This is a genomic window from Pseudomonas syringae CC1557 (assembly GCF_000452705.1).
Taxonomy (GTDB): Bacteria; Pseudomonadota; Gammaproteobacteria; order Pseudomonadales; family Pseudomonadaceae; genus Aquipseudomonas; species Aquipseudomonas syringae_F.
Genome location: NZ_CP007014.1, coordinates 411,819 through 428,019, shown reverse-complemented (window position 1 = coordinate 428,019; position 16,201 = coordinate 411,819). Strand labels below are relative to the sequence as shown.

At 59.2% G+C, this 16,201-nt stretch carries 5 protein-coding genes and 3 pseudogenes; 1 reads left to right on the top strand and 7 read right to left on the bottom strand.

Translation table 11 applies throughout. The features are described 5' to 3' along the window. The first annotated feature begins 2 nt into the window (after positions 1 to 2). Entirely contained in the window at positions 3 to 1,478 is a 1,476-nt protein-coding gene (locus tag N018_RS01960; protein ID WP_025388712.1) for an N-acyl-D-amino-acid deacylase family protein, read from the top strand. 60 nt (positions 1,479 to 1,538) lie between these two features. On the opposite strand, the gene hemE is transcribed toward N018_RS01960, so the two are convergent. From hemE to aroK, 7 genes and pseudogenes are all read right to left on the bottom strand, one after another. Continuing rightward, positions 1,539 to 2,603: a uroporphyrinogen decarboxylase gene (gene hemE, locus N018_RS01955; protein ID WP_024646236.1), complete on the bottom strand. Its 1,065-nt coding sequence runs from the start codon at positions 2,601 to 2,603 to the stop codon at positions 1,539 to 1,541. A gap of 157 nt (positions 2,604 to 2,760) precedes the next feature. After that, positions 2,761 to 5,984 (bottom strand): annotated as a pseudogene (locus N018_RS01950) (dermonecrotic toxin domain-containing protein). A 507-nt stretch (positions 5,985 to 6,491) separates the two neighbouring features. Beyond that, complete coding sequence (locus tag N018_RS01940) at positions 6,492 to 7,910, bottom strand: FAD-dependent oxidoreductase (RefSeq protein ID WP_024646239.1); 1,419 nt, start codon at positions 7,908 to 7,910, stop codon at positions 6,492 to 6,494. Between the two features lie 115 nt (positions 7,911 to 8,025). Then, a pseudogene (gltB, locus tag N018_RS01935) lies at positions 8,026 to 12,470 on the bottom strand (glutamate synthase large subunit). 357 nt (positions 12,471 to 12,827) lie between these two features. Further along, positions 12,828 to 14,452, bottom strand: a pseudogene (locus N018_RS01930) (SPOR domain-containing protein). Positions 14,453 to 14,462: 10 nt separating this feature from the next. Further along, positions 14,463 to 15,566, bottom strand: a complete 1,104-nt coding sequence (gene aroB / locus N018_RS01925; RefSeq protein ID WP_025388710.1) for a 3-dehydroquinate synthase — start codon at positions 15,564 to 15,566, stop codon at positions 14,463 to 14,465. A 116-nt stretch (positions 15,567 to 15,682) separates the two neighbouring features. Then, the gene (gene aroK / locus N018_RS01920) at positions 15,683 to 16,201 is read right to left on the bottom strand and encodes a shikimate kinase AroK (protein ID WP_007248056.1); all 519 of its coding nucleotides are present in this window, start codon (positions 16,199 to 16,201) and stop codon (positions 15,683 to 15,685) included.

The following is a 16,201-nucleotide window of genomic DNA, read 5'->3' as shown; positions in this document are numbered from 1 at the left end:
CCATGCTGTATGACCTGATCATTCGCGACGCACTGGTCATTGATGGCAGTGATACGCCAGGGGTGCGCGCCGACGTGGCGATCAGCGACGGACGCATCCTGCGCATCGGCAGCCTGACCGATGCCCGTGCGCGGGAAGAGATGGATGCTGCGGGTCGCGTGCTGGCCCCCGGATTTATCGACGTACACACCCATGACGACACGGTGGTCATTCGCAAACCCGAGATGCTGCCCAAGATCAGCCAGGGCGTCACCACGGTTATTGTCGGCAACTGCGGGATCAGCGCGTCACCGGTCTCGTTGAGCGGCAACCCGCCCGACCCGATGAACCTGCTGGGCGACGCGGCGGCGTTTGTCTATCCACGTTTCGCCGACTACCGCGCAGCCGTGGATAAAGCCCGACCTGCCGTCAACGTGGCAGCCCTGATCGGTCACACGGCATTGCGCAGCAACCACATGGATGACCTGTTGCGTAGCGCCAGCCCGGAAGAAATCGACGCGATGCGAGAACAGTTGCGCGACAGCCTCGAAGCCGGGGCGCTGGGGTTGTCGACTGGCTTGGCGTACGCCTCGGCGTTCTCGGCCGAAACCAGCGAGGTCAAGCAATTGGCCGAAGAGCTCACCGCGTTTGGCGCAATCTACACCACCCACTTGCGCAGCGAGTTCGAGCCCGTGCTGGAGGCCATGGCAGAGGCATTCGACATCGGCCGTCATGCGCGCTCGCCGGTGGTGATTTCGCACATGAAATGCGCGGGCGCAGGTAACTGGGGCCGCAGCCCGCAACTGCTGGCGGCGCTGGAAAAAGCCGCGCAGGACCATCCGGTAGGCTGCGACTGCTATCCCTATGCGGCCAGCTCTTCGACGCTGGACCTGAAACAGGTCACCGACGCTTTCCGCATTACCATCACCTGGTCGACGCCGCACCCGGATAAGGGCGGTCGTGATCTACAGGACATTGCTGCCGACTGGGGGTTGTCATTGCAGGACGCTGCACGCAAGTTGCAACCCGCAGGCGCGGTGTATTACGGCATGGATGAGGGCGACGTCGAGCGGATCATGTCGCACCCACTGTCGATGATCGGCTCCGATGGCCTTCCGGAAGACCCGTTTCCCCATCCGCGCTTGTGGGGAGCGTTCCCCCGGGTACTCGGCCACTTCAGTCGGGACAAAGGCCTGTTTGCGCTGCATACCGCCGTACACAAAATGACCGGGCTTTCGGCAGCGCGCTTCGCCTTGCATGAACGCGGCCTGATCCGCGAGGGCTATTGGGCGGATCTGGTGCTGTTTAACCCGCAAACAGTGCGTGACGTCGCGGATTTCAAAGCCCCCCAACGAGCGGCGGAAGGCATTGACGGTGTCTGGGTGAACGGCCACTTGAGCTATGCCGAAGGCAAGCCACAAGGCGAGCGCCAGGGCAGATTCCTGCCGCGCAGCGGTTCATTGAGGAACGGTTTTACAGATGGCAAAACGCCGACGTAGCCGTCGGCGCTGACAAGGATAGATGCGTCTTGAGCTATCGACGCATCGTTATCTCAACAGTTACTGATGATACTGCGCCGACAACTCATGCACCGCTTCGATGAAGGCACCGGCATTGGCCGGATCGACTTCAGGGGTGATGCCGTGGCCGAGGTTGAAGACATGGCCAGTGCCGCTGCCGTAGCTGGCGAGGATGCGCGCGACTTCCTTACGGATGGCTTCCGGACGGGCATAGAGCACGGTCGGGTCCATGTTGCCTTGCAGCGAAACCTTGTTGCCGACACGCTGACGCGCTTCACCGATATCACAGGTCCAGTCGAGGCCCAGTGTGTCAGCACCGATGTCAGCGATGCTTTCCAGCCACAATCCGCCCCCTTTGGTGAAGACGATAACCGGAACCTTGCGGCCGTCCTGTTCGCGAATCAGGCCGCTGACGATCTTGCGCATGTAGGCCAGCGAGAACTCCTGATAAGCCGCTGAAGACAGGCTGCCGCCCCAACTGTCGAAAATCTGTACAGCCTGGGCACCGGCCAGAATCTGGCCGTTCAGGTACGAGGTCACCGACTGGGCCAGCTTGTCGAGCAGCAGGTGCATGGCCTGCGGGTTGTCGTAGAGCATGGCCTTGGACTTGCGGAAGTCCTTGGAGGAGCCGCCTTCGACCATGTAGGTCGCCAGCGTCCACGGGCTGCCCGCGAAACCGATCAGCGGCACCCGGCCGTTGAGTTCACGACGAATGGTGCTGACTGCATCCATCACGTAGCCCAGGTCTTGCTGGGCATCCGGGATTGGCAGCGCTTCAATATCGGCCAGTGTGCTGACGGTTTTCTTGAAACGCGGGCCTTCGCCAGTCTCGAAGTACAGGCCCAGGCCCATCGCATCGGGAATGGTCAGGATGTCGGAAAACAGGATCGCCGCATCCAACGGATAGCGATCGAGCGGCTGCAGCGTGACCTCACAAGCGAACTGCGGGTTCTTGCACAGGCTCATGAAGTCCCCGGCACTGGCGCGGCTGGCGCGGTATTCAGGCAGGTAACGACCAGCCTGACGCATCATCCATACCGGTGTGACGTCTACGGGTTGCTTGAGCAAAGCGCGAAGGAAACGGTCGTTCTTCAGGGCAGTCATGTCGGCATCCGCAATAAAAGTGCGCGCATTTTCTCAGAGCGCGACGCAAAAGGCACGGCGAGAGCCGTGCCTTTTGTCTATCGGGGCGATTTGTCACGCTAATGCGCCGCTGAAGGCAGATCAGCATGACTCCGAAAAGGCCCCGTCTGAGGCCTTGTCAATGAGGATCAATAATACTGTGGGCTTTCAAGATACCGGCTTTAGGCGGTTCGAACATCAAACGCCAGGCGCCACGCCCGGTGCTCCTGCCGACACCGGGAAGGTCCAGCGAGTAAAGCCCGCTTTTCGATGAGTGCAGGCTGCCCTTGCCTTCCAGCTGATACCTTTGAACGGCTTTATTGACGGCAGACGTCAGATCATCCTGAATGTTTTTCTGGGCTTTCTTGAAAGCGCTGCTTGTGAAGAATCCGCTCATGTCCAGCTCGAACAGTTTTTTTCCACTGCTCTTGGCCGGCGAACTCGTATCACTCCCCGAATCGTTACCGGGTTGCTTGGACTTCGAGTTTTTCTTGCCGCCGCGCAATCCCACAGGAGACTGCACCCAGCCGTCCTTCTGGTCGAAGCGGATTGGCATTTGGTAGTACGCATCAGGCCGCCGGGCATCAATCAGTCGCCAGGTAGCAAAATCGGCGTCATACCGGACTGCATGGGTTTTACCCTGTTGCAACGCATAGAAGCGAATGGGCGTGCCCTTCTGGACCTTCTCATATACGCCATTGTAAAAACCGTCGTCACGCAAACTCAACCCTTGCGGTGTTTTCGAAACAGCCGTTTTCGGGTTAATCCCGGAGCGGCCAACGGTTGTCGCTGCAGAGGATTTGACTTGCTTGCCTTTAGGCAGCATGAGCCCATCCGCCAGCAGCAAAGCAGCCTGAACGAAATACAGCGAGGCGCTCTGCTCGTCGCCAGCGGCCTTTCCCACGCCTTGCCAGATGGCGTAGAAGCTGCGGATTGCAGCAATCGGCAGTCTGATCCTGAACGGCGCGAACGTAAGGGCGATGTCGCCAACGGTCTTGGCGATTTCCCAGGCACTCTCCCAGTTGGCTTCCCAAGTGCTTACAGTCTGTTCATCGACAGCAGAAATGACGCGCTCGACTTCAAAGTCGTAAACAGCCTCGAGAAAATTGCCGGCGCAGGGCAGTAATTCTATAGACAGAGTATTCCGACCCGCCGTCAACACATGCCTGATAGCTGCCCGGGATTCCAAATGAGCTCTGCTGATCAGATAATCCAGCAAAGCAGGCTCAAGCAGTATCTGAGTCCTTAGGTCCTCCGTGTTGCTGAGTTCCCGAAAGCAAATGCCGTCAGGTGCTTGCGGAGTAAAAAACACTAACGTGGCCACACTGAAACGCGACTCCACCCCGAACACCAGAATCCCGCCCAATGGAATGTCATTAATGAGCAACTGATTGACCTGAATACGATGCCCCTCTACAACCTGACGATCTTCACTTGCCACCGGTTGGTCAAGTGCCGCCGTAACCCACTTGTAGCCTCTGTCGGCCAGATCCTCGGGAAGGCCGCCGTCGCCCAAAAAGTCACCCGCCATTTTCGCTTCGATCGCATCCAGACGCATCTGGGCCTGCATAACGTGCGCATAGTGCTCTCGATGCCATCGCCCGGAGGCGCCGGTCGACAGGACAGTCCTCAGGAAACTCGAATAGCTCTCGCCGATGTTCAAGTCACGAATCATTGCGAACAGATAACCGGCATTTAGAAAGCTGACCAACTGCCCCTGACTGTCGAATGCCTGGCTTGCGAGGAGGAAATTGAGGTCGGTAAACGTGAGGTTTTCCAGAGATAAATTCGTCAGGCTGCGTGACCGGGTCTCGTAATGTGCATCCCCCCTGTCGGGGCGACGTAACCGTAATCGATATCCACTACGAAGCCCGGATCAATCTCGACGCTGTAGGTATGAACGCTGATTTGGTCAGGATTCACGATGACCCCGTGATCAAGCATGATTCGCTCTTGCAGTTTCTCGCGTGCATATTTTCGCAATCGCTCAGGCTGACCGTGCAAGGCCGGATCAAGCAGCTCAGGCGTCTGCGCTTCGAGCAATGCCCGGCTGTAGCCCTGCACCGCCGCTTTCCAACCGTACTTATCGGCGTCGGGTGCATTGGCAAACCACTCGGGCAATAACTCGGTGTTGATTTCAGTGGGTTGCTGGGGGTCGAACCAGCCGTGATTTTTATCAATCCCACGCTGGGTCAGGCAGCTGCGAAAACCTGTTACATCCTGCTCGAACTGCATACCCAGCAGCGCGCGTTCGTCATCCTTCAATTGCGAACTGATCGCCAGATAGAAACTGTCCGTGCCCTCCTTGAATTCAGTGATCTCGCCATTGCTCGTATCTCGAGCGCGGTAATTGCCGTAGCCGTCATGCAGTAACACGATACCGGTGTCGTCCGGATCGTTCGGCACATAGTCCTCCTTGTTGGCCTCGAAGATCACCAGCCCTCGCTGCAATTCAGCAGTCAGCAGTTCACCGGCAAGCTTGCGCGCAAGATCATCTGTGTATGCATTGAAGACGCGGGTCCGTGACAAGCCATCAATAGCCAGGCTACGGCTCCACTCATTCAAGGAAATGATCATTGCTTCGACAAACGAATCCGGCAAAACGCCGTTTTCCAGAAAGTCTGCCTCATGCTCTTCTGACAGTTGCACCTGCTCGAGCAGTTCTTCCAGGCGGCCGAGAGGCACTTCGGGACTCAGCGCGTGCAGCATGCCCAGAACCGGGGGAAGTTCAGCCTGGCCGCCCGTCCAAAATGGCAGGAACGGATTGGGCAGCCTGATTGGCGACTGATTTTTGAAGGTGAAGTCATCGGCCAGCAAGGCATCGAAGAACAACGGCCGTTGCGTTCGTGCAAGTCCTGCGACCTGCTCACGCAGAGTCACGATTCGACCGGCCAAGCTACCGCTGCCCGGGAAGTTGCCACCCATACCGAGACTGGAACCGGCAGGTAGCTGGTTAAAAATCAGATGCAACAGTGACTCTTCGCTGGAGATGGAAACACCAAGAGGGGCGATGTAGGCGTCGTCACCGCTTTGCGTCAACACGATCGTGTGCCGGGCAGCGCTCTCGTCGCTGCCTTTCAAATACAGCGCAAGTATTCCAGCGTTTTCGTTCTGAACCCTGATAATCAGATCAGTCGGCCATTGCGGTAGCTGAACCAGCAAGGCAAACAAAGCACTGTCGCCACCTTCAGGGAAATAATCCTTTTCCGGGAAGCGCTCAACGAATTGGTCAATGAGACGGTCCGCCCGTTCACGAGCCCGATGCTCGCGTATTGCAATAGTGCTGGGCGTGAACTCAGGTGTACCGGAGTACAGTTCATCATGGGATTGAGCAAGTTTGCCTGCTCGTAATGCTTTCAACATGGCTATTTCCTTATAGCGACATGATTGGCGGGAGGTCGATCCGACGATGACCTCCCGATTAACGCCCGAGGGCGTAATGTTTTTGCAGGAGCAGGGATGAACCTTGAGCCGCCGTTCCCGGCAGGGCGGCTATCTCTAGAGCAGCAGCTCCTTGACCCGCTCGACAGAGATCAGGCCGCCTGCATTCAAGCGTTTTCGAAACTCCACGCTGGACTCGAAACAAACTGCCTCGTTTTCGATGATCGACCCCACTACAGGCCAATCGAAAAAGACGTTTGGCGGAGGGGCTGCAAGCGCCTATGGCACACTCACTAGTGCAAAAAACAGGCGAAACTGAAGGCTCATCGCTCCCTTCCCTGGCAGTAAATGCTCGTCCTGAGCGAGTTACACTGAGTCTATGGAGGAAATGGCAAGGGGTATGTCAGAGATACTGACAGCGGGCATGTGAAGGGTCGACACGTGTTGTCAGGGTGCGCCTCAGCAAAGGTCACACCCAGCAACAAAGGGTCAGACGCCGAGGTAATCCATGATCCCTTCAGCCGCATTGCGGCCTTCGAAGATAGCAGTCACCACCAGATCAGACCCGCGAACCATATCGCCACCGGCGAAGATTTTCGGGTTGCTGGTCTGGTGCTTGTACTGCGCCTGTTCCGGAGCGATGACGCGGCCCTGGCTGTCAGTGCTGACGGTGAACTGCTCGAACCATGGCGCAGGGCTTGGGCGGAAACCGAAGGCGATGACCACAGCGTCTGCCGGGATGATTTCCTCGGAGCCAGGAATAGGTTCAGGGCTGCGACGGCCACGGGCGTCGGGTTCGCCGAGACGGGTCTCGACCACTTTCACACCTTCGACCTTGCCTTCACCGACGATGGCGATGGGCTGGCGGTTGTAGAGGAAGCGAACGCCTTCTTCCTTGGCGTTCTTCACTTCCTTGCGCGAGCCCGGCATGTTTTCTTCATCGCGACGATAAGCGCAGGTCACCGATTTGGCACCCTGACGAATCGAGGTACGGTTGCAGTCCATCGCTGTATCGCCGCCGCCCAGCACGACAACGCGCTTGCCTTTCATGTCGACGAAGTCTTCCGGGGCTTTTTCGAAGCCCAGGTTGCGGTTGACGTTGGCAATCAGGAAGTCGAGCGCATCGTGTACGCCTGGCAGGTCTTCACCGGCAAAACCACCCTTCATGTACGTATAGGTGCCCATGCCCATGAACACAGCATCGTATTCTTCCAGCAGTTGATCAATGGTGACGTCCTTGCCGACTTCGGTATTGAGCCGAAACTCGATACCCATGCCGGTGAACACTTCACGCCGATGGCTCAACACGGTTTTTTCCAGTTTGAACTCCGGGATGCCGAAGGTCAGCAGACCGCCGATTTCCGGGTTCTTGTCGAACACCACCGGGGTCACGCCGCCCCGTACGAGCACGTCGGCACAGCCCAGGCCCGCAGGACCTGCACCGATGATCGCAACGCGCTTGCCGGTCGGCACGACTCTGGACATGTCCGGACGCCAGCCCATGGCGAACGCAGTGTCGGTGATGTACTTCTCGACCGAGCCGATGGTGACCGCGCCAAAACCGTCGTTCAGCGTGCAGGCACCTTCACACAGGCGATCCTGCGGGCAAACTCGACCGCAGACTTCCGGCAGGGTGTTGGTCTGGTGAGACAATTCCGCAGCCGCCAGAATGTTGCCTTCGGCCACCAGCTTGAGCCAGTTGGGAATGAAGTTGTGCACCGGGCACTTCCATTCGCAATACGGGTTGCCGCACCCCAGACAACGGTGCGCCTGATCGGCGGACTGCTGGGGTTTGAACGGTTCGTAGATTTCCACGAACTCTTTCTTGCGTTGACGCAGCAGTTTCTTCTTCGGATCTTTACGCCCGACATCGATGAACTGGAAGTCGTTACTGAGACGTTCAGCCATTCTCTGGAGCCTCTTTGCGGCAGCTTCAAGCGACACGCTTCAAGCTGCAAGAAATCAATTCAGTTCAATTCACAGGGTGGCAAACTGGCGGCTTGAAGCTAGCCGCCAGCTGCTTTTACTGCGGATTCGCCCGGGTACTGGACAGCAGCGATTTCAGGTTGGCCGCCTTCGGCTTGACCAGCCAGAAACGACGCAAGTAGTCGTCCAGGTTTTCCGCGAGGTTGCGACCCATTCACTGTCGGTTTCCGCCACGTACTCGTTGAGGACGCTTTGCAGGTGAGTGCGGTAGGCCTCCATCGATTCGCCGCTGATGCGCTGGATCTCGACCAATTCATGGTTGACGAGGTCAACGAAGGTGTTGTCCTGGTCAAGCACATAGGCGAAGCCGCCGGTCATCCCGGAACCGAAGTTGTAACCGGTCTTGCCAAGCACGCAGACGAAACCGCCGGTCATGTATTCGCAGCAATGATCGCCAGTGCCTTCCACAACCGCATGGGCACCCGAGTTACGTACTGCAAAACGCTCGCCTGCGGTGCCCGCTGCGAACAGCTTGCCGCCGGTTGCACCGTACAGGCAGGTGTTACCGATGATCGCGCTTTCGTTGGTCTTGAACGGGCTGCCTTTGGGCGGCACGATCACCAGCTTGCCAGCGGTCATGCCCTTGCCGACGTAGTCGTTGGCGTCGCCTTCCAGATACATGTTCAGACCGCCGGCATTCCACACCCCGAAGCTCTGACCGGCAGTGCCTTTGAAGCGGAACGTGACAGGTGCCTTGTTCATGCCCTGATTGCCATGCAGCCTGGCGATTTCGCCGGAGATCCGTGCGCCGATGGAGCGGTCGCAGTTGCAGATGTCCAACTCATACTCGCCGCCGCTGAGGGATTCGATAGCCGGTTTGGCCAGCTCCACCATCTTCTCGGCCAGCAGGCCCTTGTCGAATGGCGGGTTGCGGTCTACCAGACTGAACTGCGGTTTGTCGGCCGGAATATGGTCACTGCCCAGTAGTGGGGTCAGGTCCAGATGCCGTTGCTTCTCGGTTTCGCCCGGCAGGATGTCCAGCAGATCAGTACGCCCGATCAGTTCTTCCAGCGAACGAACACCCAGTTTTGCCAGCCACTCACGGGTTTCTTCCGCCACGTAGGTGAAGAAGTTGATCACCATGTCGACGGTGCCGATGTAGTGGTCCTTGCGCAGCTTTTCGTTCTGCGTCGCCACGCCGGTGGCGCAGTTGTTCAGGTGGCAGATACGCAGGTATTTGCAGCCCAGCGCGATCATCGGCGCGGTACCGAAGCCGAAGCTTTCAGCGCCGAGAATCGCAGCCTTGATGACGTCCAGACCGGTTTTCAGACCACCGTCGGTCTGCACCCGGACCTTGCCGCGCAGGTCGTTGCCGCGCAGGGTCTGGTGAGTTTCAGCCAGACCCAGTTCCCACGGCGCGCCAGCGTACTTGATCGAGGTCAGCGGCGATGCGCCGGTGCCGCCGTCGTAGCCGGAAATGGTGATCAGGTCGGCATAGGCCTTGGCCACACCCGCGGCGATGGTGCCTACACCCGCCTCTGCCACCAGCTTGACCGAGACCAGCGCCGCCGGGTTGACCTGTTTCAGGTCAAAAATCAGCTGCGACAAATCTTCGATGGAATAGATGTCGTGATGCGGCGGCGGCGAAATCAGCGTCACGCCCGGTACGGCATAGCGCAGCTTGGCGATCAGACCGTTGACCTTGCCGCCTGGCAGTTGCCCGCCTTCACCCGGTTTGGCACCCTGCGCGACCTTGATCTGCAGCACATCGGCGTTAACCAGGTACTCCGGCGTTACGCCAAAGCGACCCGTGGCGATCTGCTTGATCTTCGAGCTGCGGATGGTGCCGTAGCGCGCGGGGTCTTCACCGCCTTCACCGGAGTTGGAGCGCGCGCCCAGGCGGTTCATTGCCTCGGCCAGCGCTTCGTGCGCCTCAGGTGACAAAGCACCCAGCGAGATACCGGCCGAATCGAAGCGCTTGAGGATTTCACTCAATGGCTCGATTTCGTCGATGTTCAGCGGCTGATCAAGGGTCTTGACCTGCAGCAGGTCACGAATCATCGACACCGGACGCTGATCAACCAGCGCGGTGTATTCCTTGAACTTGCTGTAGTCGCCCTGCTGCACAGCGGCCTGCAGGGTGCTGACCACGTCCGGGTTGTAGGCGTGGTATTCGCCACCGTAGACGAATTTGAGCAAGCCGCCCTGCTGGATCGGCTTGCGCGGGCTCCAGGCTTCGGCGGCCAGCGCCTTCTGTTCGGCTTCGAGATCGACGAAGCGTGCGCCTTTCAGACGGCTCGGTACGCCGCGGAAACTGGTGTTGCAGACTTCTTCGGACAGGCCGATGGCCTCGAACAGCTGCGCACCGCGATAGGACGCAACCGTCGAAATGCCCATCTTCGACAGAATCTTGAGCAGGCCCTTGGTGATGCCTTTGCGGTAGTTCTTGAAGACTTCGTACAGATCGCCAAGCACTTCGCCGGTACGGATCAGGTCACCCAGCACTTCGTAGGCCAGGAACGGATACACCGCCGAGGCACCGAAGCCGATCAGCACGGCAAAGTGGTGCGGATCACGCGCCGTCGCGGTTTCGACCAGAATGTTGCTGTCGCAACGCAGACCCTGTTCGGTCAGACGGTGATGAACGGCACCGACCGCCAGTGAAGCGTGAACCGGCAGTTTGCCCGGTGCGATGTGGCGGTCACTCAGCACAATCAGGGTATGCCCGGAACGCACGGCTTCTTCGGCCTGATCGGCGACGTTACGCACAGCGGCTTCGAGACCGAGGCTTTCGTCGTAGTTCAGGTCGATGATATAGCGTTCGAAACCCGGACGCTCCAGGCTCATCAGCGAGCGCCATTTGGCCGGAGAAATGACCGGCGAGCTGAGGATCACGCGCGAAGCGTGCTCTGGCGATTCCTGGAAAATGTTGCGCTCGGCACCGAGGCAGATCTCCAGCGACATGACGATGGCTTCACGCAGCGGGTCGATCGGCGGGTTGGTGACCTGTGCGAACTGCTGGCGGAAGTAATCGTAAGGCGAGCGCACGCGGCGCGACAGCACGGCCATTGGCGTGTCGTCACCCATCGAACCAACGGCTTCCTGACCCTGCTCGCCGAGCGGACGCAGCACCTGGTCACGCTCTTCGAACGTGACCTGATACATCTTCATGTACTGCTTGAGCTGCTCGCTGTCATAGAAAGCCGAACCGTGGTCGTTGTCTTCCATGGTGGCCTGAATGCGCAAGGCATTCTTGCGCAACCATTGCTTGTACGGATGACGCGACTTGAGGCGGTTGTCGATGGCATCGGTGTCGAGGATCTGACCGGTTTCAGTGTCCACGGCAAAGATCTGCCCCGGACCGACACGGCCCTTGGCGATGACGTCTTCCGGCTTGTAATCCCACACGCCGATTTCCGACGCCAGGGTGATGTAGCCGTTCTTGGTCGTGACCCAGCGCGCCGGGCGCAGGCCGTTGCGGTCGAGCAGGCAGACTGCATGACGACCTTCGGTCATCACGATGCCAGCCGGGCCGTCCCACGGTTCCATATGCATGGAGTTGTATTCATAGAAAGCCCGCAGATCCGGGTCCATGGTCTCGACGTTCTGCCACGCAGGCGGAATGATCATGCGCACGCCACGGAACAGGTCGATGCCGCCAGTGACCATCAGCTCCAGCATGTTGTCCATGCTCGACGAATCGGAACCCACACGGTTGACCAGCGGGCCGAGTTCATCCAGATCCATCAGGTCGTTGCTGAATTTGGTGCGGCGCGCCTGGGCCCAGTTGCGGTTGCCAGTGATGGTGTTGATCTCGCCGTTGTGGGCAAGAAAGCGGAACGGCTGGGCCAACGGCCATTTCGGCAGGGTGTTGGTCGAGAAGCGCTGGTGAAACACGCAAATGGCGGTTTGCAGACGCTCGTCGCTCAGGTCCGGGAAGAAGGCCGTGAGATCGGCCGGCATCATCAGGCCTTTATAAATGATGGTCTTGTGCGAAAAGCTGCAGATGTAGTGATCGGTATCCGCAGCGTTGGCCACCGATGAACGGCGACGGGCACTGAACAGCTTGATGGCGAATTCCTGATCGCTCAGGCCTTCACCGCCGATGTACACCTGCTCGATTTTCGGCAGACGCTCCAACGCCAGTTGTCCCAGCACGCTGGTATCGATGGGCACCTGACGCCAGCCCACAAGCTCGAGGCCCTCGGCGAGGATCTCGCGGTTCATGTTGTCGCGTGCAGCTTCGGCTTTTGCTTCGTCCTGATTGAGGAACACCATGCCCACAGCGTATTGGCGGGGCAGATCGGCACCGAAGTGCTCCTTGGCCACCGCTCGCAGAAAACCATCGGGCTTCTGAATCAACAGGCCGCAACCGTCACCGGTCTTGCCGTCGGCATTGATACCGCCACGGTGGGTCATGCAGGTCAGGGCCTGGACGGCCGTCTGCAACAGGTGATGACTGGGCTCGCCCTGCATATGAGCGATCAGGCCGAAGCCGCAGTTATCCTTGAATTCATCTGGTTGGTACAGACCTGCTTTCATAGACACTTTCTCACCAGGCTGCCTCTATTTGAGGCAAATTTCCTTTTAATTCAACCAATTACCTGACACGCCGAACGTACGCCGGCTTTGGACAGGCAAAACGGAGGTCATTGTACACAGCGACACTGAGGCTCACAAATTTAACGACGACTGGTTGATAATCAATGTCGCATTTATGAAAGTTTTAAGGCGCGCCGCTGTGCTAGTCAAAACATTTCGTCATTAATCTGACTGACGTGACGGAGACTGTAAGGCGCTTGTAACGCGGACGCCGCATGGCACGCCTCAATAAGGCGCGTCCAGGCGGGTTTAAGTCAGGTTTGCCGGGTGAGCGGCCCGGATAGGGCCGCTGCGACTTCAGCGACTGGCGCCGAGCTCTTGTTGGACGCTGGCGACAGTACGAGGCCAAGGTTTACCAGCCTGAACCTTCGCTGGCAATACCTTGATGGCTGCCAGGGCGGCCGCACGGTCAGGAAAGTTGCCATACGTGATCACGTACAGCGGCTTGCCCTGCAGGGTTTTCTTGAAATAACGGTACTCGCCGCCTTGCTCTGCGATGTAGGCCTGCGCAGTCGCTTCGGAGCTGGTGCCCAGGATCTGCACGACGTAATGGCTTGGCGCCTGACTGGCGTACCAGCTGCCACCGGCAGCCGGTTTGGCGGCCGCCGCTGCTGGTTTTTCAGCAGGTTTGGCAGCCGGGCCGGAGCTGGCTTGGCTGTCGCGACCTGAGCCGGCGCCGGGGCTGGTCTGGCGGCCGGAGCGGGTGCAGGGGTTGGCGCCTGAATCGACGAACGAGGCGTCTGAGCTGCGGCCTGGCCTGCTGGAACGCCGGCTGGCGGCGCAGTGGTGGTCACGGTCGGCGGCTGGGCAGGCGAACCGCTCGGCACAGCGTCTTCGTCGCTATCGCTGGAACCGGCGGCTTCAGCCAGCGGACCGCGCATCACCGGCTGCGAGTTGCCATTCATCGGCAACGGCATAGGCTGGGAATTGCCCGCGAACTCGATGGCCGGGCCACCGTTGTTCGATTGCTGGGCAGTCGGCTTGCCTTCACCCAGCGGCAATTGCGCCTGAGCGGAAGCAGGAGCATTGGCGGTCGTGGCAGTCTTGTCGCCGCGACCCGGGATCAGCACTGCTGCTGCCACGGCCACTATGACGACGGCACCCAAGGCCAATACGTGTTTTTTCGGCATGTTGAACCCCACACTTGGACGCTTGACCGCGGAACGACTCGCGATCATCGCCTCGATCATTGAATCGCGGGCCACCTGGTTGATCGCCCCAGGCCAGCCATCGGACTGTTCATGAATATCGGTGATCTGGTCGGCAGTAAACAACGCGATTCCCTGCCCTGCACCCTCCAGACGCTGAGCCAGATACTCTCGGGTTTCCTCTTCCGTATAGGGTTGCAGCTCGATGACGTGAAAGCGTTCACCTTCGGTAGCGCCCTGCAATTCGGCACACAGCTGGTCGAGACGATCGAGCAGCGATGGCTCGCCAAACAGGAACACATGCGGACGCCCTTCAGGGGTGCCCGCAGCAAGACCCAGCAACGCTTCGAGCGCCGAATCGCCCAGTTGTTCCGCATCGTCGACCAGTACGTACACTTCCTGGCCCGTGAGCCCGAGCTGCACGACCTGCGACAGGATCGACTGCATCTCGGCCTGGGCGACACTGAGCGCCTGGGCAACCTGTTGCAGTACGCCTGCGGCATCGCTGGCGCCGCGCGCGGAAATCACTACGCTCTGCACCGATTGCTTGTTGGTGCTGGCGACCAGCGCCTGGCGCAGCAAGGTCTTGCCGCTGCCCTGCGGCCCGGTAACGGCCAGCAGCAACTGGCTGTAACGCGCCAGATGGTGCAACTGCCCCAATACCGGCTTGCGCTGGGCAGGGAAGAATTTGAAGCCAGGTACCCGCGCCGCAAAGGGGTCATGACTCAACTGATAATGGCCGAGGAAGGCCTCGTCGGCATGCAAACTAGTCATGGGGTTTCCGTTAACCTCTAAGCTGATCCACCAGGGCGCGATAGTCCGCAACCAGAGTGGCCTGTAATACTTCTTTTGGATAATCGTCCGTGATAACCGCTTCGCCTATCTGGCGCAACAGCACCAGACGCATGCGACCGTCGATGACCTTCTTGTCGATCGCCATGTGTTCGAGGAAGTTGTCTTCCGTCATGTCCTGCGGAGGTACGACGGGCAACCCGGCGCGCTGAAACAGCCGAATGCCGCGATCCCGTTCCTGCGTGCTGATCCAGCCCAGGCGCGAGGACATTTCCAGCGCCATGACCGTACCGGCCGCCACCGCCTCGCCATGCAGCCAGACACCATAGCCCATATGCGTCTCGATGGCGTGGCCGAATGTGTGACCCAGGTTCAATGTGGCACGAATACCGGATTCACGCTCATCGGCACCGACTACCAAAGCCTTGGCCGCGCAAGAGCGCTCGATGGCGACCGTCAAGGCGGCCTGATCAAGACTGCGCAGGGCGTCGACGTGCTCTTCGAGCCAGGTCAGGAACGGCTCGTCGCAGATCAGGCCGTACTTGATGACTTCTGCCAGCCCCGCGGACAGTTCACGCTCGGGCAGGGTGTTGAGCGAGGTGGTATCGATCAGCACGACGCTCGGCTGATAGAAGGCACCGACCATATTCTTGCCCAGTGGATGATTGATGCCGGTCTTGCCGCCCACCGACGAGTCCACCTGAGACAACAGCGTGGTAGGGATCTGAATGAAGTTCACGCCACGCTGATAACACGCGGCAGCAAAACCTGCCATGTCGCCGATCACCCCGCCGCCCAGGGCGATGACCGTGGTGCGCCGGTCATGACGAGCAGTGAGCAGGCCATCGAAAATGGTTTGCAGGGTTTCCCAGTTCTTGAACGCCTCGCCATCCGGCAAGACAATCGGCAAAACGTTGTAACCGGCCAGGGTCCGGGTCAGACGCTCCAGATACAGCGGCGCCACTGTCGTGTTGGAAACGATAGCCACCTGGCGCCCGACGATGTGCGGGGTCAGGAGTTCAGGCTGATCCAGCAGGCCTTCGCCTATATGGATCGGGTAGCTACGCTCATCCAGCTCGACCTTAAGTGTCTGCATGTGTCCCCACATTGATTACCGGTTGCACTGTAGTGCGCTTCAGCAGGTCATGGCGCCAAGCCATGCACCGTCGCTGTTTTTATGGTCGACGAGGATAGCGCATTTTCGTCTGCGCTTTAACGGGGAGGAAGCTCTGCCAGACGTGCAAGTATCTCGAGAACGACCATTCGGGGTGGCCGCTCATCGGTTTCGATCACCAGATCGGCTATTTCGCGGTACAGCGGATCGCGAATGGCCAGCAGTTCGCTCAATACCCGCGCCGGATCGGCGGTCCGCAGCAAAGGACGATTGCGGTCACGCGCGGTGCGCCCAACCTGCTGTTCGATAGAGGCATGCAGGTACACCACACGCCCACCGGCTCTTAGCGCCTGACGGTTTTCGCTGCGCATCACAGCGCCGCCACCGGTAGCCAGAACCACGCCATCGGCCTCGCACAGCTCGGCAATCATGGCTTGCTCGCGATCACGAAAACCCGGCTCGCCTTCCTTGTCGAAGATCCAGGGGATGTTGGCGCCTGTACGCAGCTCGATTTCCTTGTCGGAATCCTTGAACGGCAGTCGCAGCTCTTTGGCAAGCAAGCGGCCGATGGTGCTCTTGCCAGCACCCATCGGCCCCACAAGTATTAAATTTCGCAC